At 65.2% G+C, this 21,192-nt stretch carries 22 protein-coding genes; 3 read left to right on the top strand and 19 right to left on the bottom strand.

What is annotated here, in order from left to right:
- Positions 1-7 precede the first annotated feature (7 nt).
- The 10 genes from NY78_RS07550 to ilvD form a co-directional block, all read right to left on the bottom strand.
- A complete protein-coding gene (locus tag NY78_RS07550) occupies positions 8-1,114 on the bottom strand; it encodes an NADH:flavin oxidoreductase/NADH oxidase (protein WP_047960076.1) in 1,107 nt (368 codons plus the stop codon).
- Positions 1,111-1,965, bottom strand: a complete 855-nt coding sequence (locus tag NY78_RS07545) for an alpha/beta fold hydrolase (protein ID WP_043633839.1) — start codon at positions 1,963-1,965, stop codon at positions 1,111-1,113. The genes NY78_RS07550 and NY78_RS07545 overlap by 4 nt, the downstream gene beginning before the upstream one ends.
- Positions 1,966-2,166: 201 nt before the next feature.
- On the bottom strand, positions 2,167-3,513 hold the full coding sequence (locus NY78_RS07540; RefSeq protein WP_043633837.1) for a transcription antitermination factor NusB: 1,347 nt from the start codon (positions 3,511-3,513) through the stop codon (positions 2,167-2,169).
- Positions 3,510-4,343, bottom strand: a complete 834-nt coding sequence (locus NY78_RS07535) for a DUF116 domain-containing protein (RefSeq protein WP_043633834.1) — start codon at positions 4,341-4,343, stop codon at positions 3,510-3,512. The genes NY78_RS07540 and NY78_RS07535 overlap by 4 nt, the downstream gene beginning before the upstream one ends.
- Positions 4,344-4,361: 18 nt before the next feature.
- On the bottom strand, positions 4,362-5,330 hold the full coding sequence (gene fmt, locus NY78_RS07530) for a methionyl-tRNA formyltransferase (protein WP_043634075.1): 969 nt from the start codon (positions 5,328-5,330) through the stop codon (positions 4,362-4,364).
- A gap of 8 nt (positions 5,331-5,338) precedes the next feature.
- The gene (gene def / locus NY78_RS07525) at positions 5,339-5,860 is read right to left on the bottom strand and encodes a peptide deformylase (protein WP_043633831.1); all 522 of its coding nucleotides are present in this window, start codon (positions 5,858-5,860) and stop codon (positions 5,339-5,341) included.
- Positions 5,861-5,870: 10 nt separating this feature from the next.
- A complete protein-coding gene (gene aspS / locus NY78_RS07520; protein WP_043633828.1) occupies positions 5,871-7,670 on the bottom strand; it encodes an aspartate--tRNA ligase in 1,800 nt (599 codons plus the stop codon).
- Between the two features lie 330 nt (positions 7,671-8,000).
- Positions 8,001-9,269: a histidine--tRNA ligase gene (hisS, locus tag NY78_RS07515; protein WP_043633825.1), complete on the bottom strand. Its 1,269-nt coding sequence runs from the start codon at positions 9,267-9,269 to the stop codon at positions 8,001-8,003.
- A gap of 88 nt (positions 9,270-9,357) precedes the next feature.
- On the bottom strand, positions 9,358-10,089 hold the full coding sequence (locus NY78_RS07510) for a class I SAM-dependent methyltransferase (RefSeq protein WP_043633821.1): 732 nt from the start codon (positions 10,087-10,089) through the stop codon (positions 9,358-9,360).
- A 102-nt stretch (positions 10,090-10,191) separates the two neighbouring features.
- Positions 10,192-11,868: a dihydroxy-acid dehydratase gene (ilvD, locus tag NY78_RS07505; RefSeq protein ID WP_043633819.1), complete on the bottom strand. Its 1,677-nt coding sequence runs from the start codon at positions 11,866-11,868 to the stop codon at positions 10,192-10,194.
- Between the two features lie 128 nt (positions 11,869-11,996).
- Between ilvD and NY78_RS07500 the strand changes: the two genes are divergently transcribed.
- Positions 11,997-13,007, top strand: a complete 1,011-nt coding sequence (locus tag NY78_RS07500; RefSeq protein ID WP_043633817.1) for a glycosyltransferase family protein — start codon at positions 11,997-11,999, stop codon at positions 13,005-13,007.
- Between the two features lie 376 nt (positions 13,008-13,383).
- Here the strand turns inward: NY78_RS07500 and NY78_RS23025 are convergent, their stop codons facing one another.
- Complete coding sequence (locus tag NY78_RS23025; RefSeq protein WP_053062153.1) at positions 13,384-13,962, bottom strand: hypothetical protein; 579 nt, start codon at positions 13,960-13,962, stop codon at positions 13,384-13,386.
- 115 nt (positions 13,963-14,077) lie between these two features.
- Between NY78_RS23025 and NY78_RS07490 the strand changes: the two genes are divergently transcribed.
- Complete coding sequence (locus tag NY78_RS07490; RefSeq protein ID WP_043633814.1) at positions 14,078-14,701, top strand: TetR/AcrR family transcriptional regulator; 624 nt, start codon at positions 14,078-14,080, stop codon at positions 14,699-14,701.
- On the opposite strand, the gene NY78_RS07485 is transcribed toward NY78_RS07490, so the two are convergent.
- From NY78_RS07485 to NY78_RS07450, 8 genes are read right to left on the bottom strand one after another with little or no spacing between them, the layout of a single operon-like run.
- Positions 14,667-15,065: a DnaJ family domain-containing protein gene (locus NY78_RS07485; RefSeq protein WP_043633811.1), complete on the bottom strand. Its 399-nt coding sequence runs from the start codon at positions 15,063-15,065 to the stop codon at positions 14,667-14,669. The genes NY78_RS07490 and NY78_RS07485 overlap by 35 nt on opposite strands.
- Positions 15,066-15,080: 15 nt before the next feature.
- Positions 15,081-15,716 (bottom strand): ABC transporter, encoded by a 636-nt coding sequence (locus NY78_RS07480; RefSeq protein WP_043633808.1) that lies wholly within the window; start codon positions 15,714-15,716, stop codon positions 15,081-15,083.
- Positions 15,713-16,624 (bottom strand): MlaD family protein, encoded by a 912-nt coding sequence (locus NY78_RS07475; RefSeq protein WP_043633805.1) that lies wholly within the window; start codon positions 16,622-16,624, stop codon positions 15,713-15,715. The genes NY78_RS07480 and NY78_RS07475 overlap by 4 nt, the downstream gene beginning before the upstream one ends.
- A gap of 1 nt (position 16,625) precedes the next feature.
- A complete protein-coding gene (locus tag NY78_RS07470; protein WP_043633802.1) occupies positions 16,626-17,453 on the bottom strand; it encodes an ABC transporter ATP-binding protein in 828 nt (275 codons plus the stop codon).
- Positions 17,454-17,468: 15 nt separating this feature from the next.
- Positions 17,469-18,239 (bottom strand): ABC transporter permease, encoded by a 771-nt coding sequence (locus NY78_RS07465; RefSeq protein ID WP_043633799.1) that lies wholly within the window; start codon positions 18,237-18,239, stop codon positions 17,469-17,471.
- Positions 18,240-18,263: 24 nt separating this feature from the next.
- Positions 18,264-18,596 (bottom strand): STAS domain-containing protein, encoded by a 333-nt coding sequence (locus NY78_RS07460; protein ID WP_043633796.1) that lies wholly within the window; start codon positions 18,594-18,596, stop codon positions 18,264-18,266.
- A 35-nt stretch (positions 18,597-18,631) separates the two neighbouring features.
- Positions 18,632-19,666 carry a bifunctional heptose 7-phosphate kinase/heptose 1-phosphate adenyltransferase gene (locus tag NY78_RS07455; protein ID WP_043633794.1) on the bottom strand — a complete coding sequence of 345 codons (1,035 nt, stop codon included), beginning with the start codon at positions 19,664-19,666 and terminating at the stop codon, positions 18,632-18,634.
- Entirely contained in the window at positions 19,663-20,595 is a 933-nt protein-coding gene (locus tag NY78_RS07450; protein WP_043633791.1) for a ParB/RepB/Spo0J family partition protein, read from the bottom strand. Before NY78_RS07450 ends, NY78_RS07455 begins: the two co-directional genes overlap by 4 nt.
- 136 nt (positions 20,596-20,731) lie before the next feature.
- On the opposite strand from NY78_RS07450, the gene NY78_RS07445 reads away from it, so the two are divergent.
- Positions 20,732-21,163 carry a hypothetical protein gene (locus NY78_RS07445; RefSeq protein WP_043633788.1) on the top strand — a complete coding sequence of 144 codons (432 nt, stop codon included), beginning with the start codon at positions 20,732-20,734 and terminating at the stop codon, positions 21,161-21,163.
- The last annotated feature ends 29 nt before the right edge of the window (positions 21,164-21,192 follow it).

Raw genomic sequence — 21,192 nt, 5'->3', positions numbered from 1 at the left:
GGCCGCGTCAGCGTCGTTTGACGGCGTAGCCGTACTGCTGCGGCCAGGGCTGCTCACAGCCCAGGGCCGCCGCCGCCTGGATGGGCCAGTAGGGCGAGCGGAGCATTTCCCGGGCCAGAAGCACCATATCGGCTTGTCCCGTGGCCACGATGGCCTCGGCCTGGGCTGGTTCGGTGATGAGTCCGACGGCGCTGGTGCGTATCCCGGCCTGCTCCCGGATGGCGGCGGCAAAGGGCACCTGGTAGCCGGGAGCCACCGGAATGCGGGCGTGGGGCACCAGAGCGCCGGAACTGACATCGACGAGATCGACGCCGAGCTTGCCCATTTCCCGGGCGAAACACACGGATTGCTCCAGGTCCCAGCCGCCTTCCATCCAGTCGGTGGCCGAGATACGGACCAAAAGCGGCATGGCCCCAGGGATCACGGCCCGCAGGGCGGCGATGATCTCCAGGGGCAGACGCATCCGGTTTTCCAGGCTGCCGCCGTAGGCGTCGTCCCGGTGGTTGCTTAAGGGCGAGAGAAACTGGTGCAGCAGGTAGCCGTGGGCGGCGTGCAGCTCGATGACGGCAAAGCCGGCAGCCACGGCCCGGTGGGCGGCCGCGACAAAGGCCTCTTTGACGGCGTCGATGCCGGCCGCGTCCAGGGCTATGGGCAGCGGCTCGCCCTCGGAAAACGGGATGGCGCTCGGGGCCAGGACATCCCAGGCCCCGTCTTGCCGGTCCACGATCCTGGCCCCGCCGTCCCAGGGCGGCAGGCAGCTGGCCTTGCGCCCGGCATGGGCCAGCTGGATGCCGGGCACGGCCCCCATGCGGCGGATAAAGGCGGCGACCGGGGCCAGGGCGGCGGCGTGGGCCTCGCTCCACAGGCCCAGATCGGCCGGGGAGATGCGGCCTTCGGGCGTCACAGCCGTGGCCTCGGCCATGACCAGCCCGGCCCCGCCAACCGCCCGGCTGCCCAGGTGGACCAGATGCCACGCGTCGGCCAACCCGTCCGTGCAGCAATACTGGCACATGGGGGAGACGCCGATGCGGTTTCGCAGGGTGACCCCGCGCACGGTCAAGGGTGAAAAGAGCGTCGGACCCGTGTCGGTTGTCGTGGGTGCGCAGTCGATCATGGTTGCTCCTGGTGCCCACTGGGGCTGGCATTTGTTGTGGCCGCCGGCGGCGATATCGTCGCATCAATGGTTAAAAAAGCCAGAACCGTTTGGGCAAACGCTGTTGGCGCTTCAAACATCAGCTCGTGGGTCGCGTTGGTAAATTGCACCAGCCACGCCCCGGGCAACGCTGCGGCCAGGAGCTTGGAGCTTTCCGGACCGACAACGGCGTCGGCCGTGCCCACAAGAAACAGGACCGGATTGGTGATACCCGGCAGTTTCTCCATCGGCGTTTTCCACCGGGACGTCGCTTCCAAATAGCGCAAAATGATGGGATCGGTAATTTTCAAACCGCCCAGGACCTTGGCGACACGGCTTCCATCGACGGACGTGGCGTAGATGACTGCTTTATTGACGCGCTGTGGATATGCATACAACAATTCCTGCGTCATGGTACTGCCGAGTGAAAAGCCCAGCACATTGGCCTTGGCCACTCCAAGCGCATCGAGCAATCCGACAACATCATCCGCAAACAGTTTGTAGCTGAATGTCTCGTCATTGACGGTGGTCAGGCCCATGCCCCGATTATCCAGCAGAATCAGCTGATACTGCTTGGACAAGAGAGCGACGACAGCTTCCGGCCAACGCTCCATGGTGCCGCCAAGGCCCATGAGCATGACCAGGGGATCACCCTGGCCAATCAACTTGTAGGCAATTTCAATGCCATTGGCGCGGACCCGGTAGATGCTGTTTCCCTGTTTGTCTGCGCCAATGGCCGCGCCAACCGGCACGATGGGGCCGGCGGAAACGCTGGCCGCCAACAAGGCCAGGACGACGGCCAGCGAAACGCCAAAAGCAATGATCCGTTTCATCACCCCTCCTTCACTGTATGAAAACCTTGTGAGCAGGCCGCGTCGGCGCACTTTCCGGTGATGGGACGCAAAGCAAGACCAACCCAAGCGGCCGGGGCATCTAAAAAGACTGTAATCAGCCTACAGCCGCCAAGGCAACCTGTTTTAAACGATCCGGGCCTTGCGTTAGCAAGGCCCAGGAGCAGGGGAGGGGAGACGCGGTCAGGCCGGTTTGCGCAGCACCACGCCGTAAAAGGTCTCGCCGAGCATGGTTTCCGGATCGGCCGGGATTTCGGCTTCGAGGACCAGATCGCGATGGCGGCTGCCCAGGCGGTCCACGGCCTTCTCGTTTTCCGCCGGATTGACCGTGCAGGTGATGTAGACAATGCGGCCGCCCGGGGCCAGGGCGGCGTAGGCCGACTCCAGCATGGCGCCTTGCAGCCGGGTCAGCCCCGCGATGTCCTCGGGATTGCGCCGCCATTTCGAGTCGGGCCGGCGCGAGAGCACGCCCAGGCCGGAGCAGGGGGCGTCGAGCAAAATCGTCCCGGGCGGCGAAGCCAGCGGCATCTTCGTGGCCGAGGCGCGAAAGGCGGCAACCGGCGGCAGGCCCAGGCGGGCGGCCTCCCGGGGCAGGCCGGCCAGCCGCACAGCGTGCATGTCGGCGGCATAGACCCGCTTGCCGGCCTCGGCCAACAGCAGGGTCTTGCCCCCGCGCCCGGCGCAGGCGTCGAAAATCGGTTCCGGCCAGTCGGGAAGCCCCAGTTCGTAGAGGATGCGCTGGGCGGCCGCCGACTGGCGCGACAGGTCGCCGGCGGCCAGGGCGTCGGGCAGGCTCACCCCGGCCGGGGTGAAATCCGTGCCCGTGGGCACGGCCAGGGTGGGATAATCCGCCCACAAGGCCCCGGGCAGGGCGGCCAGGGCGTCAAAAAGGGCCCGGGCCCCGGGTCTGGCCCGGTTGATGCGAAGCCCCAGCGGAGCCGGTTCGGCCTGGGCGGCCAGATAGGCCCGGGTGGCCTCAGGCCCGTAGGCCCGCAGCCACAGCTCCACGATCCATTCCGGACAGGAAAAGCCCCGGCTGAGATAGACGGCCTCGCTTGGGCGATCGCGGCGGTAAAAGGCCGGATCGTCAAAGGCCTGGGGATCGGCCGCCACCCGGCGCAGCACGGCGTTGGCCATGCCGGACAGGCCCTTGCCGGCGGCCCGGCGCACGGCCGAAACGGCCCAATCGACCGAAGCGTAGACCGGCACCTTGCCGCAGTAGAGAATCTCGTAGGTGGCCAGGCCCAGGATGCGGCGCACGGGCAGGGGCACGGCCTCGGGATTTTTTAAAAACCCCGAGAGGATGAAATCAATGCGGCCGCACAGGCGCAGATAGCCGTAGACCAGCTCGGTGGCCAGGCCCCGGTCCCGGGGGTCCAGGGTGGAATCGGCCAGCCCGGCGTCCAGGGCGGCCTGCACATCCTGGCCAAGGCCCGATTTGGGACCGGGCAGCACCCGGCCAAGAACAGCCAGGGCGATGCGGCGGGCCGGAGGCGGCGCGGCCGGGGTCGGGGGCGTCGGGGTATTCATCGGGCACCGCCGGCCGGGGTGAAGCGGGCCAGCCCGGGAAAGGGACCGAACACAGGTTCGCGGGCCTCGCCGCCAGTGAGAAAAAAGCGCAGAGCAGCCTCCAGATGGGGCAGAGCCACCTGGGTGTCCAGGCAGGGACCGTTTGGCCGGTCGTTTAAGACGCCGAAAACCGGAATGGGATACGTGTCCTGAATGCCGCTGGTCAGATCGCGTTCGCAGGCCACGGCCACAATGAGCCTGGGCCGTTTCTGGACCACGATGCGCCGGGCGATGGTGCCGCCGGTGGCAATGGCGATATGGACGCCATACGCCTCAGACAGGGCGATCAGCCCGTCCACCGGGCACTCGCCGCAGCGTTTGCAGTTGTTGATGTCGTAGGTGAGACGGTGCTTGCAGCGGCTCGATTGCAGGCAATGGGGCAACAGCACCAGCACCTGCCCGGCCTCATAGCGTCCGGCCCGGGCCGCCACCATTTCATTGTTGACCTTGATAAACGAGGAGCGCACCCGGCTTTTGGAGATGTGAAAGAGCCGGGCGAAAATGGTCATGAGCGGCAAAAACACCCGGGCCATGACCCCGCGCAAATGGTCGGACCCGAGAAACGGCCGGCCAAGGGCCACGCTGGCGGCCAGCCCGAGCGTGGCCCACAGGACCAGGACAATGGCCGCAGCCGAGACCAGCCCGAGCACCAGGGGAGCCAGGGGATGGATGTTGGCCAGCCCGATGGAGGGCACGGCCCACACGAAAATCAAAAGCGCGCAGACGGCCAGTCCGGTGCCGCACAAGAGGCCAATAAAAAGGCGCTTTCGCGAAGGTTCGCTGCGTTCCACGTTGCTCCTGCAACCGCGTTAGGACAGCCCGTCCGGCGGTCCGCACACGGCCATGGCGTCTTCGTCGCACTTGCCCAGATAGCCGCAGGAAAAGGCCTGCCCGTTCATGGGCCGCTTGCCGGCCGGGATCACGGCCGGGACGAGATAGACCGCATCGGCGCAGGCAATGCCGATATGGCAGTCCATAAGGCCCAGGATGTCGCCGGGTTTGGCCCCGGGCGGCAGGGGACAGCCTACCTTGCCGGGCTGGGCAATGATGCGCAGGGCCGGCTTGTCGGCCGACGGCTTCCAGAAAAAAAACGCCCCGGGGTTTGGGGTCATGGCCCGGATCAGATTGTGGACTTCGGCCGCCGGCTTTGTCCAGTCGATCAGCGCCTCGGCCTTGTCGATCTTTTTGGCGTAGGTGACCCGGGCCGGGTCCTGGTCAATGAGCGGCACCGAGCCCATGCGCAGCCGCATGAGACAGTGGGTGAGCAGCCGGCCGCCCAGATCGGCCAGCTCGGCCCGCAGCACCCCGGCCGTGTCGTTCACGCCGATGCCCAGGGTGCGCTGCATGACCATGGGTCCGGCATCCAGGGCCAGGGCCATGCGCATGATGGTCACGCCGGTAAGGGTCTCGCCGGCGGCGATGGAGCGCTCGATGGGGGCCGCGCCGCGCCAGGCCGGCAACAGCGAGGCGTGGACGTTGAGCGGCATCCTGGTCGGCACATCCAGCACGGCCTGGGGCAAAATCATGCCGTAGGCGGCCACCAGCAGCACGTCGGGCTTATAGGCCGCCAGGGCGGCCACCTCGGCTGGGTCCTTGAACGTCTCGGGCTGATGGACGGGCAAGCCCTTTTCCAGGGCCAGCTTTTTGACCGGTCCAAGCAGGCATTTCTTGCCCCGGCCGCACGGCCGGTCGGGCTGGGTGTAGACGGCGGCCACAGTGACGTCCTCGCTGGCCAACACATGCTCGAGCACGGTGGCGGCGAACTCGGGCGTGCCCATGAACACGGCTACGAGTTTGTCTGGTCCGTCGTCTCTGCTGTCCATCGTTTCACCCGCTTGTCGTACATGGCGCGTTTGAGCCGGCTGATGCGGTCGATAAAAAGCACGCCGTCAAGGTGGTCTATCTCATGCTGCAGGCACACGGCCAGCAGTTCGTCGGCCTCGATGACCAGGGGCTGGCCCTCAAGGTCCTGGGCCTCGACCGTGACGTTGGCGGCCCGGCGCACAATCGTGCGATAATTGCGCACGGACAGGCAGCCTTCCTCGTCCTCCTGCTCGCCCGAGGCGGCGGTGATGACGGGATTGACCAGGGTCATGAGCGCCTCGCGCTTGTCCGGCCCGGACAGATCAATCACGACCATGCGGATGGACGCGCCCACTTGCGGCGCGGCCAGACCAACGCCCTGGTTGGCGTACATGGCTTCGGCCATGCCTGCCGCCAACTCCCGGATTTCCGGGGTGACGGCAGGGATCGGCGCAGCCTTGCGGGCCAGGACGGGATGCGGATATTTCAGTATTTCAAGGGGCATAGCGGCAGGCTTATTCCTTATCCTTCTCGCGTGTCCGCAGTTTGATGCCAAGCTCACGCAACTGGTTGGCAGAGACTTCGCCCGGGGCTTCGGTGAGCGGGCACAAGGCCTTCTGGGTCTTGGGGAAGGCGATGACGTCGCGGATGGATTTGGCCCCGGCCAGGATCATGATAAGGCGGTCCAGGCCAAAGGCAATGCCGCCATGGGGCGGCGCGCCGTATTCCAGGGCGCGCAGCAGGAAGCCGAACTTCTCCTCGGCCTCTTCGGCGTCGATGCCAAGCACGGCGAACATGGCCCGCTGGCTTTCGCGGTCATGGATGCGGATGGAGCCGCCGCCGATCTCGCTGCCGTTTAAGACCAGATCGTAGGCCCGGGCCAGGGCTTCGCCCGGGGCGGACTCGATGGTGCCCATCTGGCCGGGCTGGGGCGAGGTGAAGGGATGGTGGCGGGCCACCCAGCGCTTGGCCTCGGGATCGTACTCCAGGAGCGGGAAGTCGGTGATCCAGACCGGGGCGAAGCTCCCTTCGGGGATCAGGTTGAAGCGTTCGCCGAGCTGGAGGCGCAGATAGCCCAGGGCGTTGTTGACCATGTCGGCCCCGCCGGCCTGGAAAAAGACGATGTCGCCGACTTCAAGGCCGAAGGCCTCGGTCAGGCCCTGGCGCTCCTCGTCGCTTAAGAACTTGGCAAAGGGCGACTGCCATTCGTCTTCCTTGATCTTGATCCAGGCCAGGCCCTTGGCCCCGTAGATCTTGACGAATTCGGTCAGGTCGTCGATCTCCTTGCGCGAGAGCGCCCCACCGCCGGGGACGCGGATGCCCTTGACCAGCTCGGCCTTGGCAAAGACCTGGAAGCCGGAGCCGCGCACGATGGGCGTTACGTCCACAAGTTTCAGGCCAAAGCGGATGTCGGGCTTGTCCAGGCCGTAGTCGCGGATGGCCTCGGCAAAGGGCATGCGCGGGAAGACCTCGGGCAGGGCAATGTCGGCGGCCTCGCGGAACATGGTCTTGACCATGGTCTCGGCCATGCCCATGACCTGCTCTTCGTCGACAAAGCTCATCTCGATATCGACCTGGGTGAATTCGGGCTGGCGGTCGGCGCGCAGGTCCTCGTCGCGGAAGCACTTGACCACCTGATAGTAGCGGTCAAAGCCGGACATCATGAGCAGCTGCTTGAAAAGCTGGGGCGACTGGGGCAGGGCGTAAAACGACCCGTTGTTGACCCGGCTGGGGACCAGAAAATCGCGCGCGCCCTCGGGGGTGGACTTGGTCAGGACCGGGGTCTCGACTTCGAGAAAGCCCAGTTCGTCGAGGTAGCGGCGGATGCTTTGCACGGCCCGGTGTCGCAGCAGAAAGTTGGCGGCGAGCTTTGGCCGACGCAGATCAAGATAGCGGTATTTGAGCCTGAGCATCTCCGAAGCATCGATGCGGTCCTCGATGGGAAAGGGCGGGGTGACGGCGGTATTTAAGAGCTTGAATTCCACCACCTCGACCTCGATGGCTCCGGTGGCCATGGCGGCATTGGCCATGCCCTCGGGCCGGGCGCGGACCCGGCCTTTGACGGCCAGCACGAACTCGGTGCGCAGCACATGGGCGCGTTCCAGGGCGTCTTCGCTGCCCTCGGGGCAAAAAACGATCTGGGTGAGACCGCCCCGGTCGCGCAGGTCGATGAAAATAAGGCCGCCGTGGTCGCGGCGGAACTGGGCCCAGCCCATCAGGCAGACTTCGCTGCCGACATCGGAAGCCGTGAGCGCGCCGCAATCGTGGCTGCGCCGCCAATCGCCCAGAATATCGAGGGCCAGGGTCTCGCTCATGTGGTGTGATCCTTTTTTCAAGCATGTGGGGAAAAACTTTTTGGAAAAAGTTTTTCCCCACGCCCCTTTTCAAAAACTTTTATCGTGGTGACGCACGTTCGTGCGCCGTCTCGCCGTTATACGTGGCCGCCTGGGTCGCGCCAAAGCGCTCTTTTCCCAGCCCCACCCCCGTTCCAATTCCCCCTTACCCCCTTTCGGGGGTCCGGGGGGGTGACCCCCCCGGTGGGTCCAGGGCAACGCCCTGGCAGGGTCCGGGACAGCGTCCCGGCGGGGTCCGGGGCAGCGCCCCGGCAGGGCTCGGGGCAGCGCCCCGATTTTCTTCCCTCTGTCTTATGCTTCCGGTTCGCCCTCTTCCAGGCGGGCGCGCAGGTGGGCGGCGAGGAGATCCTGGCTGATGGTTTCCTGGCCGCCGGCCCGCATATTCTTGACCACGACCGTGCCGGCAGCCAATTCGTCCGGGCCGAGCACCAGACAGAAGGCGGCTTTGGACTTGTCGGCCGCGCGCATCTGGCTTTTGGCGCTCTTGGCGGCGTAGGGCGCTTCGCCGGCGAAGCCGGCGGCGCGCAGTTCCTGGGCCAGGAGCAAGCCGCGCTCCAGGCCGGCGGCGTCGAGGATGACCAGGGCGAAATCAGGCGCGGGTTCGGCCACCTTGTCGATTATAAGGGCCAGGCGTTCCATGCCGCAGGCAAAGCCGACGCCAGGGACGTCCGGGCCGCCGATGGAGTGGACCAGCCCGTCGTAGCGGCCGCCGCCGGCAACCGACGACTGGGAGCCGATGTCGCCGGAGACGATCTCAAAGGTGGTGCGCACGTAGTAATCCAGGCCGCGCACCAGCCGGGGATTGAGCGTATAGGCCAGCCCGGCCCCGTCGAGAATGCGGCGCACCACGGCGAAGTGGTCGGCGCAGTCCGGGCAGAGGTGGTCGGTGATTTTCGGGGCATCGGCCGTATATTCCTTGCAGGACGGCACCTTGCAGTCGAGCACGCGCAGCGGGTTGGTCAGTTTTCGGCGCATGCAGTCTTCGCACAGGTGTTCCTTGTGCATGCCCTTTAAAAACTCGCGCAGGGTGTCGAGAAAAATCGGCCGGCATTCGCGGCAGCCCAGCGAATTGAGTTCGATGGTCAGGTTGGTCAGGCCAAGCGCCCGCAGGTACTGATCGAGCATGAGCAGCACTTCGGCGTCGAGCAGCGCGTCCGGGGAGCCGACGGCTTCGACGTCGATCTGGTGGAACTGGCGCATGCGGCCTTTTTGCGGCCGTTCGTAGCGAAACATCGGCCCGTAGGCGAAATATTTGGCCAGCCCGTCGGTGGCCCGGCCTTCTTCGACCAAGGCCCGCATGACCCCGGCCGTGGCTTCGGGGCGCAGGGTGAGCGAGCGGCCTTTGCGGTCCGGGAAGGTGTACATTTCCTTCTGGACGACGTCGGTTTCCTCGCCGATGGAACGGCAAAAGAGTTCGGTGCGTTCCAGGACCGGAACGCGCAGTTCTTTGTAGCCGTAGCGGGAAAAGACGTTTCGGGCGGTGGCCTCGATAAACGAGAACACGGTCGAGTCAGGCGGAAAGAGATCGGCAAAGCCTTTGATTTTCTGTATTTTTTCCATGGAATCCGCCGGGATGGACGCGGGATGGCGTCGTTGAAAAAGAGGCAATACCCTAGATGACTGCAGCGCCAATGTCAAAAGGCCGAATCTACCCCGGGCAGGCCTTGGCCCCAAAGGCCGGCAGCGGCGTCACCACCGGTTCGCGCGTCAGATTGACGGCGCAGGCGCACACCGCCCCAACCGGCACAGGCAGCATGAGCGAATTGAGCTGTCGCCACGGCGGCGACTCGCGCCAGGTGGACTTCGGCCCGACAAGCACCGAGCCCAGGCGCATGGGTCGCGGCCCCAGGCTCTGGCGCACCAGCCCGGTCAGCCCCCAGGGGGTGAACCAGCAGGCGTTTCGCAACAGCTTGCCCGTGGTCCCGGGCCAGAGCTTCGAGGACAGGCCGTAGAGCGAACAACGGTTCAAAAACCCGACCAGCACGGCCTTACGGGCCACCCGGGCCGCCTCGCGCAGCACCAAGGCCGGATCGGGACAAAATTCCAGTACGGTCAACAGCACGGCGAAATCGTAGTGCTTGTCGTCAAAGGGCAGGTGCCCGGCGTCGCCCAGGTGCAGATCGGCCCGGTTGCCCAGGCGGCCCCGGGCCTGTTCGAGCATGTCGGGCGAGGCGTCAAGGCCAGTGACGTCAAAACCGCTCTGGTGCAGCACGTCGAGAAACACGCCGGTGCCGCAGCCGATTTCCAGCAGCCGCTGGCCGCGCCGGGGCCAGGCCGCCGTCATGCGCTCCAACAGGCGGATTTCCCGCTTGAGGGCAAACGCGCCGGCCCGGGTCTGAAACCAGGCGTCGTAGCGTCGGGCCGTTTCCTTGTCCCACATGCTGCGTACGGGCCGACCGGTCCGGGATGGCGTCCCCCGGCCGGCCGGCCCCCTCCGATTGCGTTGCAAACCAGGTTTCTCGCTCCCGGCCGCTGCCTGATCCTATCGTCCCCGGGGGTCCTTGTACACCGCGCCCTGGGCCGCTGATTTGACCAACGAAGCATACCGACGCAGCAGTGGCGATTCGATGACCTTTTCGGGATGCACAAGGGTGGCCCGGCGGGCTTCCAGTTCGGCCGCGTCCACGCACACGTCGAGTTTGCGGGCCGGAATGTCGATCTCGATGCGGTCGCCCTCGCGGACAAGCCCGATGGGACCGCCGTCGGCCGCCTCGGGCGAGACATGGCCGATGGCCGCGCCGCGCGTGCCGCCGCTAAACCGGCCGTCGGTAATGAGCGCGACCGACTCGCCCAGGCCCATGCCCATGATGTTGGAGGTGGGGGAGAGCATTTCGCGCATGCCCGGCCCGCCTTGCGGGCCTTCGTAGCGGATGACCACCACGTCGCCGGGATTGATCCGGCCGCCAAGGATGGCCACGTTGGCCGCTTCCTCATCGTCAAACACCCGGGCCGGGCCGGCGTGGCGCATCATGGCCGGGGCCACGGCCGACTGTTTGACCACCGCCCCGTCCGGGGCCAGGCTGCCGCGCAATATGGCGATGCCGCCCTCGTTGGCATAGGGCTCCTTGGCCCGGATGACGTCGAAATTGCGCACCCGCGCCTTAAGGTCGGTCAGGTTTTCCCCCAGCGTCTTGCCGGTGGCGGTCAGGACGTCGAGGTGCAAAAGGCCCCGGGCGGCCAACTCGGACATGACGGCCGGGATGCCGCCGGCCCGCTCCAGATCGTCGAGATAATGCTTGCCGGCCGGCGAGAGCTTGCACAGATTGGGGGTCTTGCGCGAGATGGCGTCGAAGATGTCCAGCGTCAGCGGCAAGCCGGCCTCGGCAAAGACCGCCGGCAGATGCAGCACCGTGTTGGTGGAACAGCCAAGGGCCATGTCCATGGTCACGGCGTTTTCAATGCTCTTTTCGGTCACGATGTCGCGCGGCCGGATGTTTTTGGCCAAGAGATCCATGACCCGCATGCCGGCCGTCTTGGCCAGACGCACCCGCTTGGCCGTGACCGCCGGGATGGTGCCGTTGCCGGGAAGTCCCAGGCCGACCGACTCGGACAGGCAGTTCATGGAGTTGGCCGTGAACATACCCGAGCACGAGCCGCAGCCGGGACAGGCGTTCTGCTCCAGTTCGTCGAGCTTGTCCGCGTCGATGGAGCCGCGCTTGAACTTGCCCACGGCCTCGAACACGTCGATCAGGTCGCACTGGCCGTCATCGGTGGTGCCGGCCAGCATGGGACCGCCGCTTATGATGATCGAGGGGATGTTGAGCCGCAGCATGGCCATGAGCATGCCCGGCACCACCTTGTCGCAGTTGGGAATGCACACCAGCGCGTCAAAGGGATGGGCCGAGGCCATGATTTCGATGGAATCGGCGATGATCTCACGGCTGACCAGGGAAAAATGCATGCCGGCATGGTTCATGGCCAGGCCATCGCACACGCCGATGACCGGGAAGGTCATGGGCGTGCCGCCGGCCATACGGATGCCGGCCTTGACCGCTTCGGCAATGGTGTTCAAATGGATGTGGCCGGGGACGACCTCGTTGGCTGAATTGACCACGCCGATAAGCGGCCGTTCCATTTCCTCTTTTGTCAGGCCAAGAGCGTAGAGCAATGAACGATGCGGGGCTTTTTCCAGCCCGGATTTGAAAAGCGAACTGCGCATGACGGTGTCCTTGGGGGATGGTTGTCCGGTCTGCCGCCGGAACGACTAGTTTTCCACAATCACCGGCCGGCTGGCAAGGCCGGCCCGGCAGTGTCGCCTTGTTACAGGAGCAACCAACCGGAACAGCCATGCGCATCGTCACCCTGCATCACCCCGGCTTTGTCGCCACCTTTCGCAAACTCGGCCACGACGTGCTCTCCATCGGCACCACCCCGGACTGCGACGTCCACCTGACCGAACCCCTGTCCTGTATGCGATTCCTTGATCTGCTGCGCGCCAAAGCCCTGATCCCGGACCTCATCTTGTGGAGCGACGCCTGCCAGCTGCCCTGGGTCTTCGGATTCCATACCCTGCCTTCGGTGGTCATCGGCTTTTCCGTGGACCAGTACATGAATCCCTGGCACATTCCCTACAGTGCCGCCTTTGATACGCTTTTCGTGGCCCAGAAAGATTATCTCCCCCTTTTTGCCGCCTCCCCGACCAATCGGCCGGCCCGCTGGATGCCGCTTTTCTGCGATGCCTCCTACGACCGCGACCAGGAGGTCTCCCGCGATATTCCGGTCTCCTTTGTCGGCACGCTGCAAAGCCCGGCCAACCCGCAGCGCAAACCCTTCCTGGACGCTTTCCGGGCAAATGCGCCCCTTTTTGCCACCTCTGGGCGCTACGTGCCCATCTTTTCCCGCAGCCAGATCGTGCTCAATCAAAGCGCTGCCGGGGAACTCAATTACCGCCTCTTCCAGGCCATGGCCTGCGGGGCCTGTCTGCTGACCGAAGACACCTCCAACGGACTTAGCGACCTCTTCACGCCCGGTGAAGATCTGCTGACCTACCGCCGGGGCGACGCCGGCCATGCCGCAGCCGTGGCCCGGGCCGCCCTGGCCCACCCCGAGCGGCTGGCGGCCATGGCCGCAAACGCCAAACGCAAGACCCTGGCCCGCCATACCGTGGTCAGCCGGGCCAGACAGATTCTGGATACTGCGGTAGAGCTGGCCGCCAGCGGCGCGCCAACCAGACGATTGGCGGCCATGGAGCGCGTGGAGCCGCTGCTGCGCAAGGCTTACGTCATTCTGGCTGCGGACAATGATTTGCCGCTGTCTTTGGAGGAACGGAAATTTTATTATGCACTGTCAGACCAATAGAAGGGAACAGGCGGCAGGAAAAGGCGGCTGATGCCCCGACGGACTGGGGGAACGTCGCCTGCGGCCACCGGCAACGGAACAAGTTTCAAGGGATCACCCCTTGCCTTCGGTCGGGATTCCAAAGGGGTCACCCCTTTGGCCGCCGGAGGCATCTCCTTGCCTCCTGGCTTCGTCCCCGGCCGCCGGCCTCTTACAACGCCCCGCGTGCGTCAGGCCGGGCAGACCCGTCAATTACGCCTTTGTGCCGGCGCAAAGCCTTTTTCCAGCCCCAATCGGCCATGAACAGATACGCCCGGGCAGGCAGCGGGCAGGGGACCGCAATGGTCTTTGTTTCCGCGATATCAGGCTGTTCCAGGGCCAGGAGCAGCGCGGTCTTTTACGCCAGCGCCGTGCGCGCCCGGCGTCCCAGCCAGCCCAGCGACGCCAGCGCCCGCCCCTCGTACAGGCCGCCGCCGCCAACGGCGCAACCGCCCATCCAGGCGAAGCCCGCCTCAGCGGCAAAGAGCCGGCACATCTCCAGGGAACCATCGTTATCGACCGCTTCGGGGAAACCGCAATTGGCCACGGCAAAGAAACGTTGCGGTTTGGCCGGCGGGATTTCCCTTCTCCGTTCGGCCAGCCAGGCCAGGACCTCAAGCACCTGGCCGGGCAACTGGTCGGCGTAGAGCGGGTAGGTCAGACACACGCCGTCCACCCTGTCCCGCTGGTCCGCCAGTTCAACCAAGGCCTCGGCATCGCCGGACATCCTGGCCAGATGCACCAGGTGAACCGTGGCCCCTTTGGAGGCAGCACAGCCAAACCAGCCCCGGCAGGGCGCGACGTCTGTTTCCGGCAGACAGGCCACGTCCAGGCGCACCCCCACCAGCGCTGCCTGTTGCCGCACCGCCAGACCAATGGCGGCCCGGCCGCCTCCTTCCCCGCCCAGGGCATCGAGCACCAACCACGTTGCCGCCATTGCGTTTCTCTCCCGGCTGCCAATGTTGCCAATGGAAACATCGGGGAAAACTTTATGTAGACAGCGTCAACATTGTTTGCTGCTCTCACCCCACCACTCGACCAAAGGATCCATTATGTCGCCAGCCCCCTATCATCACGGAAATTTGCGTCAGGAACTGCTTACAGCCGGGGAACGGCTGCTGGAAACGGTCGGCGTCGAGGGCCTGAGCCTGCGCGCCCTGGCCCGGGAAATCGGGGTCAGCCACAGCGCCCCGTATCGGCATTTTGCCGACAAGGCCGACCTCCTGGCCGCCTTGGCCGCCCGGGGTTTTAGTCGACTGGCCCAGAGCCTTGTCGCCACCATGGACCTATACCCCGATGCCCATGAGGCCCGGTTTCTGGAAGCCAGCCGGCGCTATATCGCCCTGGGCCAAGCCCATCCGGCCATGTACCGGCTGATGTTCGGACAAGAGCGGCCGGGCGTTGGCGGGCAGCCGGAACTGGCTGAATCCGAAAGCGCCGCCTATGACGCCCTGGCGGCCAGCCTGACCAGGGGCCAGGAAGCGGGGATTTTTCGGGAGGGACCTGTCGCGTCCATGGCCATGGCCGCCTGGGCCATGGTCCACGGACTGACGGAGTTGCGTATTTCGGGCCGGCTTGCGCCGGGCGGCGAAACCGAGGGGGAGACGACCCAGTTGGGCCAAACGGCCTGCACCCTGCTCCTTAACGGGATTCTGGCTCGTTCCCCGGCTTCCTGACCGATATCCGTTCCACCACCTTCTGGTAGTAGGCCGCGTCTTTTTCCAAAGTGAGCGGACTGCGGCGACGGGCATTGGCCTTGGCGACGAGGAGATTGAGCTTTTGCATCTGCCGGTAACGTTCCTGCTCGTCGGTTGCGGCGGCCAGCAGTTCGGCGGCAGTGATGATCTCTTTTTCTTCCAGCAGCTCCGGCGGCAGATACCCGGCGTTCTTCAAAATCTTGTAGGCCATGCGCAAGTCGGCCGGAACCATGGAATCGTCCTCGTATTCGATCCGGCGACCCTGGTTTTCCAGGTTCTCAAATTCCCCCCGGCGCATGGCTTCCTCGATCCGGCGTTCGGCAATCCAGGTAAAGGCGAACATGGCCGTCCCTCGCGGTTATTTATGTTCCAGGGCCTTTTGCAGCTTGGGCATGCCCTGGTCCAGCCAGTCGACGACTTTGGGAGTGACCCGGCCCAGGGCATCGGTGGCCGCCTTGGCAATGGTATCGCCCTGGAAGTCGGGCAGGGGGGCGTAGGCGTTAAAATCGCCGGTGGAGATGCGGGCGCCCATGTTCTTGGTCCACAGGTCGAGGTGCAGGGAGACCACGAACCGGCCGCCGTCGGTGTAATCGACATTAAAGGCCGTGAGTTCGCCGGTGAGCACGGCATCGTGCTCGACGCGCGGCTGGTAATCCACCGGCGTTAACGCCGTGGATTGGCATTCTATGCCCTGGCGCAGGATGCCGCCGACCACGTCCTGGGGCGCGCCTTCCCAATAATACTGCAGGCTTGCCGTCAACACCTGATTCTGGGCGGTCATGACGGCGGTCCGGTCCAGATTTTCCAGCGACTTGAGCGGCTTGAAGCCAAGCGGCAGGCGATGCTGCTGGCTGGCGGCTCCAGGGCAGGGGGTCGATTCCATGGCCACGCGCAAATAGCGCTGCTCCGGGGGCGGTTTGCCGAAGCAACCGGACAGGGCGGCGGCGAAAAGGCCGCACAGGGCCATGCGGGCGAAAAGACGAAGCGTGCTCATTTTGCTGGTCCTGATGGCGGCCGGATGAGTTCCCAGGGACGCTCCCGCAGCCTTGCGGCGAGTTCCCGGACTTCCCGGCTCGTACGGTTGAGGTTCTTGAGGATGTCCTCGAGCTGTTCCTGATCGTAGTTAAAGCCCTGGCGCACGTCGGCGACCAGGCCGCCAACGCCGGTGGCCTGGGTGCGAAACGTGCCCAGGGTCTTGGTCAGTTCGGCTTCGACAGTGGTTACGGCCTTGTCCATGCGCCTGAGCGACGCATCCAGGGTTTCGGCCGCCTTGCCGCCCTTGGTGGACAAAGACTCCCAATTGCGGCGGAAGTCGCCCGCGGCCAGCCGCAGGTCTTCCACCAGTTTCGGCGTCCCTTCCAGGGCTTTTTTCAGGGATTCGGTATTTTCCGGCGTAAACAGGTTGGCGATGTTTTCGGCGATCTCGTTAATTTTCGGACGGATGTCATCCAGCAGTTCGCCGGCCTTGGCCGCCAGTTCCTGCATGTCCATGGTGACGATGGCCGGAATGGTCCCGCCCGGGACGAGTTTGTCCCCGGGCTGGCCGCGCAGTTCCAGCAGAACATAATAATCCCCCACCAGCCCCTTCTGGGCGATGCGGGCCACGGTGCCGGCAAAGAGCGGAAAGCCTTGTTTGATGGCGATTTTCACCAGGATGGAGCGGGGGTCGTGAATATCCAGGCTGATGTCCTCGACCCGCCCGACATCCAGGCCGGCGTATTTGACCGGCCGGCCCCGGTTCAGGTCCTTGATGGAGGTGAACCGGATGTCGTACATGTCGTACTTGACCCAAAACCAGTTGCCGCCGAGCACCACCATGAACCCGCCCAGGATGCACAGTCCCAGGGCCAGGGTCACGGCGGCCTTGATATATTCCGAACGGCTGGCTTTGGCAGAGAGCATATCAGGGCCTCCCGGCGAGAGACGCACGCCGTTTCTCGTTCATGGCGGCCCAATCCTGGCCAAGAATGCGACTTTCGCGGCTGGGTTGGCGGGCCAGAAACTGTTTGATGAACGGGTCGTCGCAGGTCGCAAGCTTTGGCAACGGACCTTCAAACAACATCTTGCCGGCGCTTAAGACCACGACATGGTCGGCAATGGCCGCGAGGCTTTCCAGGTCATGGGAGACGACCACGATGGTCATGTCAAAGGTGGCCCGCAGTTCGAGAATGAGCTGGTCCATGTCGGCGGCGGTGATCGGATCAAGTCCCGACGTCGGCTCGTCGCACAGCAGCACGGCCGGGTCCAGGGCCATGGCCCGGGCCAGTCCGGCCCGTTTGCGCATCCCGCCGGACAGTTCGCTGGGGTAGTAGTCCATGAAGTCGTCCAAGCCGACCAGTTTGAGCTTCATATGGACGATTTCCTCGATAAGCGAATTGGACAGTTCCGTATGCTCGCGCAGGGGCAGGGCGATGTTCTCGCCCAGACGCAGGGACCCGAGCAGTGCCCCATCCTGAAAAAGCACCCCCATGCGCCGTCTGGTGTCGAGCCGGTCGGCCGGGGACAGGTGTTCCATGTCCCGCCCGCCCAGCACGATGCGCCCGGACTTGATGGGGACGAGGCCGATAATGTTGCGAAGCAGGGTGGATTTGCCGCAGCCCGAACCGCCGAGTATGACGCTCACCTGGCCGCCAGGCAGCACCGTGGTCACTCCCGAGAGCACCACCCGGTCGCCGTAGCCGACACTGACGTCGGAAAGCGCAATTGCAGGGGATTCCAGACGGCCAGCCACGCAAAGTCTCCTCGTTTAGCGGAAGATATAATTGAGCGCGGTAAAAAACAAATCCAAAAGAATCATGACGAAGATGGACTGGACCACGGCGCTGGTGGTGCGCCGGCCAACGTCCGCCGCGCCTTCCCGGGCCAAAAAACCCTGCCAGCAGGAAATGACCGTGATGGCCACCCCAAATCCGGCGCTTTTGACCAGGCCGGAAAGCAGGTCGCGAAAGCCGAGAAAATACGCGGTCTGTTCGAAGTAGACCTTGCCCGAAAGCCCCAGGGCCAGGGAGGCGAACACCCCGCCGGCCGTGATGCCCACGGCGTCGGCCCACAAGGTGAGCAGCGGGGCCATGACGGCCATGGCCACGAATTTGGGCCACACCAGAAAGCGCACCGGCTCGATGCCCATGACGTTTAAGGCGTCGATTTCCTCGTTGATCTGCATGGTGGCGATTTCCGCGGTAAACGCGGCCCCGGCCCGGCCGGACAGGATCAGGCAGGTGAGGAGCGGGCCGAGCTCGGTGACCAGGGAAAAGCCCACCAGATTGGCCACATAGCTCATGGCCCCGACTTTTTCCAACTGGATGGCGGCCTGCAAGGCCAGGATGATGCCCACGCAGGCGGCGATGATGCTGACGATGCCCAGGGAATCAGCCCCCACCCAGGCGAGGTGGCTGACGGTACGGGAACGGAGGTAGGTTTTGGACCGGCGCAGGGGATTGACCGCGGCCGCGCCGCAGCGCAGCAAGCCGGACACCAGCCCGACCAACGCGCCCAGTTCGTTTTGCTTCCTGCCCATTGCCCTGTCGTGCGCCGAAAGCCGTTACTCAGGCAGGCCGAACAGTTCGCCGAGTTGAGTCAGCCGAAACAGTTTGCGGACCTGCCCCGAGATGTCGGCAATACGAATGGTGCGCCCGGATTCGGCCAACAGTTTGCGGGCCTCAATGAAAAGGGCCAGCCCGGAGCTGTCGATATAGGCCAGATCGGCCAGATGCAGCACGATTTCCTTGGCGTCGCAGTCCATGGCCGCCAACAGGCGCGCGCGCACGGCCGGGGCCGAGGCGAAATCAATTTCGCCGCTCAGGATCACCTGTCCCGGTGAATCGCCAGCCGTCAGCGTCCAGCTCTGGCTTGCTTCCGATGGGGTACTGGTCAAAATCGGCTCCAGCCTTGCGTTGGGAGTTGCGCCAGCTAGAGCCAGCGTTCCATGGTCGGGGGCGTCGCGCGCGCCAGCACGGCCGTCAGCTCCTGCCGCGCGACCGCCACGGCGCCCACCTGGGAGACGGCGATACCGGCACAATAATTGGAAAGGATACAGGCGTCGAGCAGATCAAGCCCGCCAGCCAGACCGCAAGCCAGGGCGGCCATGACCGAATCGCCGGCCCCGGTGACGTCATAGACGCGCCGTGCGGCCGTGGGAATATGCGTCACATCCGAGGGCGTGCGAAAAAGCGCGATGCCATCCGGTCCAAGCGTCACGCACAGATGTTTGCAGCGCACGGACTTGAAAAGGGCCAGCCCGGCCCGCAGCACGCCGCGCGGTCCCGATTCCCGGACCAGCCCCCGGGGGCCGGCCATCTCCAGGGTTTCCTTGAGGTTTGGCGTCAGCAGATCGACCCCGCCGTAGCAGGCGGCATTGGCTGGTTTGGGATCAACCAACACCAGGGGCTTGGGGTCGAGATCAGCCATGGCCAGGCGCAGGGCGTCCATGAGCTCGCGACCAATGACGCCCTTGGCATAGTCCGAGACCACCACCACCCCGGCCTGGCGCACCAGCCCGGTCAAGCCGTCGATCAGGCCCTGGCGCGCCCGATCGGAGAGTTGGGCGTCGGATTCGCGGTCCACCCGCACCACCTGCTGGTTCTGGGCGATGATGCGCGTCTTGATGGTGGTCGGCCTGGTGCGGTCGCGCACGAGCAAAGCCTCGATGCCTTCGTGCTCCAGAAGCGCAGCCAACATACTCCCGGCGTCGTCATCGCCCGTGGCCGACACCAAAACCGGTTTCCCGCCCAGGGCAGCGATGTTGCGGGCCACGTTGCCGGCCCCGCCGGCCAGATGGCGCTCGCTGCCCACCCGCACCACCGGTACAGGCGCTTCCGGGGAAATACGGCTCACCTCGCCCATGAGATAGTGGTCGAGCATGCTGTCGCCCACGACCACGATGGGCCGTTTGGCCGCCCGGGTCAGGGCGTCGGCCAAACGGGGCAGGTCCGAAGCGGCATTCACACCTCGTCTCCCAGAGCGGCCGGCTGGAGATTGAAGCGCTCAAGCAGCCCCTCCAGTTCGCGGCGGGAACTGAAGTGGAAGGTCAATCGGCCGTGTTCGGCCGTGCCGGCGGTTTTGACCAGCACCCCGGCCCGTTCGGTCAGCAGGGCTTCGAGACTGACCAGACGGCCGTCCACGGCCGGTTTGGCTGCGGGTTTGCGGCTGTTTTCCGCCGCCGGCCCGGCCCCGGCCTCGGGCAGGCAGCCGTGGGCCTTGGCATAGCCGGCAGCCGCCTCGGCCTCGCGGACGCTGAGTCCGTCGTCAACGATGCGCCGCCACAGGGCCTCGCGCAAATCGCCCTCGGGCAAGGCCAGCAAGGCCCGGGCATGGCCGGCCGTCAGCCGGCCTTCGGCCAGATCGGTCCGGATGGGTTCGGACAGGGCGTTGAGCCGCAGGGCGTTGGCCACGGCGGAGCGACTTTTGCCGACTTTTTTGGCGACGGCGTCCTGACTCAGGCCGTAGCGGTTGACCAACTGTTGGTAGCCGGCCGCCTCTTCCATGGGATTTAAGTCTTCGCGCTGGAGGTTCTCCACCAGGGCCAGGGCAAAGCCGGTTTCCTCATCCACCTGGCGCACCAGCACCGGAATTTCCGTCAACCCGGCCAGCCGGGCGGCCCGCCAGCGCCGCTCGCCGGCCACGATTTCGTAGCTGGCCGGGCCGTGTCCCGAAACCGGTCGCACCAACACCGGCTGCAGCAACCCCTGCTCGCGGATGGAATCCGCCAGTTCGGCCAAGGCCTCGTCGGAAAACGCGCGCCGGGGTTGGTCGGGATTGGCCCGGACGCCCTCCAGGGGCAGGACCAGGACGGCGTTGTCGGTCTCCCGCTCTTCCCCAAAACCGCCGAGCAGGGCCTCAAGCCCCCGGCCCAATCCTTTTTGGGCTTGCGCCATGGATGCATTCCTTCTTATCGTAGTTTTCGGACGACGCCCGTGGCGCTTCCGTCTTGAGGGTTACCCTGTTTCGATTCTTTTTCAATGGCCGCCGCGATCCATCCGGTCGTGTCCGCCGCCAGCCAAGGAGCCATCCGTGCCGCCCATTTCGCCCCATTTCCTGGAACTCTTTGACGCCGCCGGCACGCCGCGCGGCGTGCGTATCAGCCCCGAACTGTGGGCCAAGTGCCACGAGGCCGTGCTGCCGGAGCTGCTGCGAGCGCTCTATGTTCTCGATCCGGCCTGTCGGCCCGAACCCGAGGAGCGGCCCGAACCTATCGCCGAGTGGGAAACGCTTTTGGCCTATTGGGATTTCACCTATCCCCCGGCCTACGACGTGCACTGCGACTGTTGCGGCGCCAAGACCGAGGATTGGCGGGCCGACGAGCCGCGGGTTTTTCGCCTGCGAAACGCCAACCTCGGTGGATTGGTAACCTTCCAATGCGCCGCCTGCAAGGCCCTGGTGCTCAAGAAGCATTTCAAAAAGCATCTGACCGTCGAGTGCAAGCCCTACATTGACAAGGGCTGATCTCCCCCTGCACCGACAAAAAAGCCGCC

The sequence above is a fragment of the Desulfovibrio sp. TomC genome (genome assembly GCF_000801335.2).
Classification (GTDB): domain Bacteria; phylum Desulfobacterota; class Desulfovibrionia; order Desulfovibrionales; family Desulfovibrionaceae; genus Solidesulfovibrio.
This window is presented reverse-complemented; position numbering and strand designations above follow the sequence as displayed.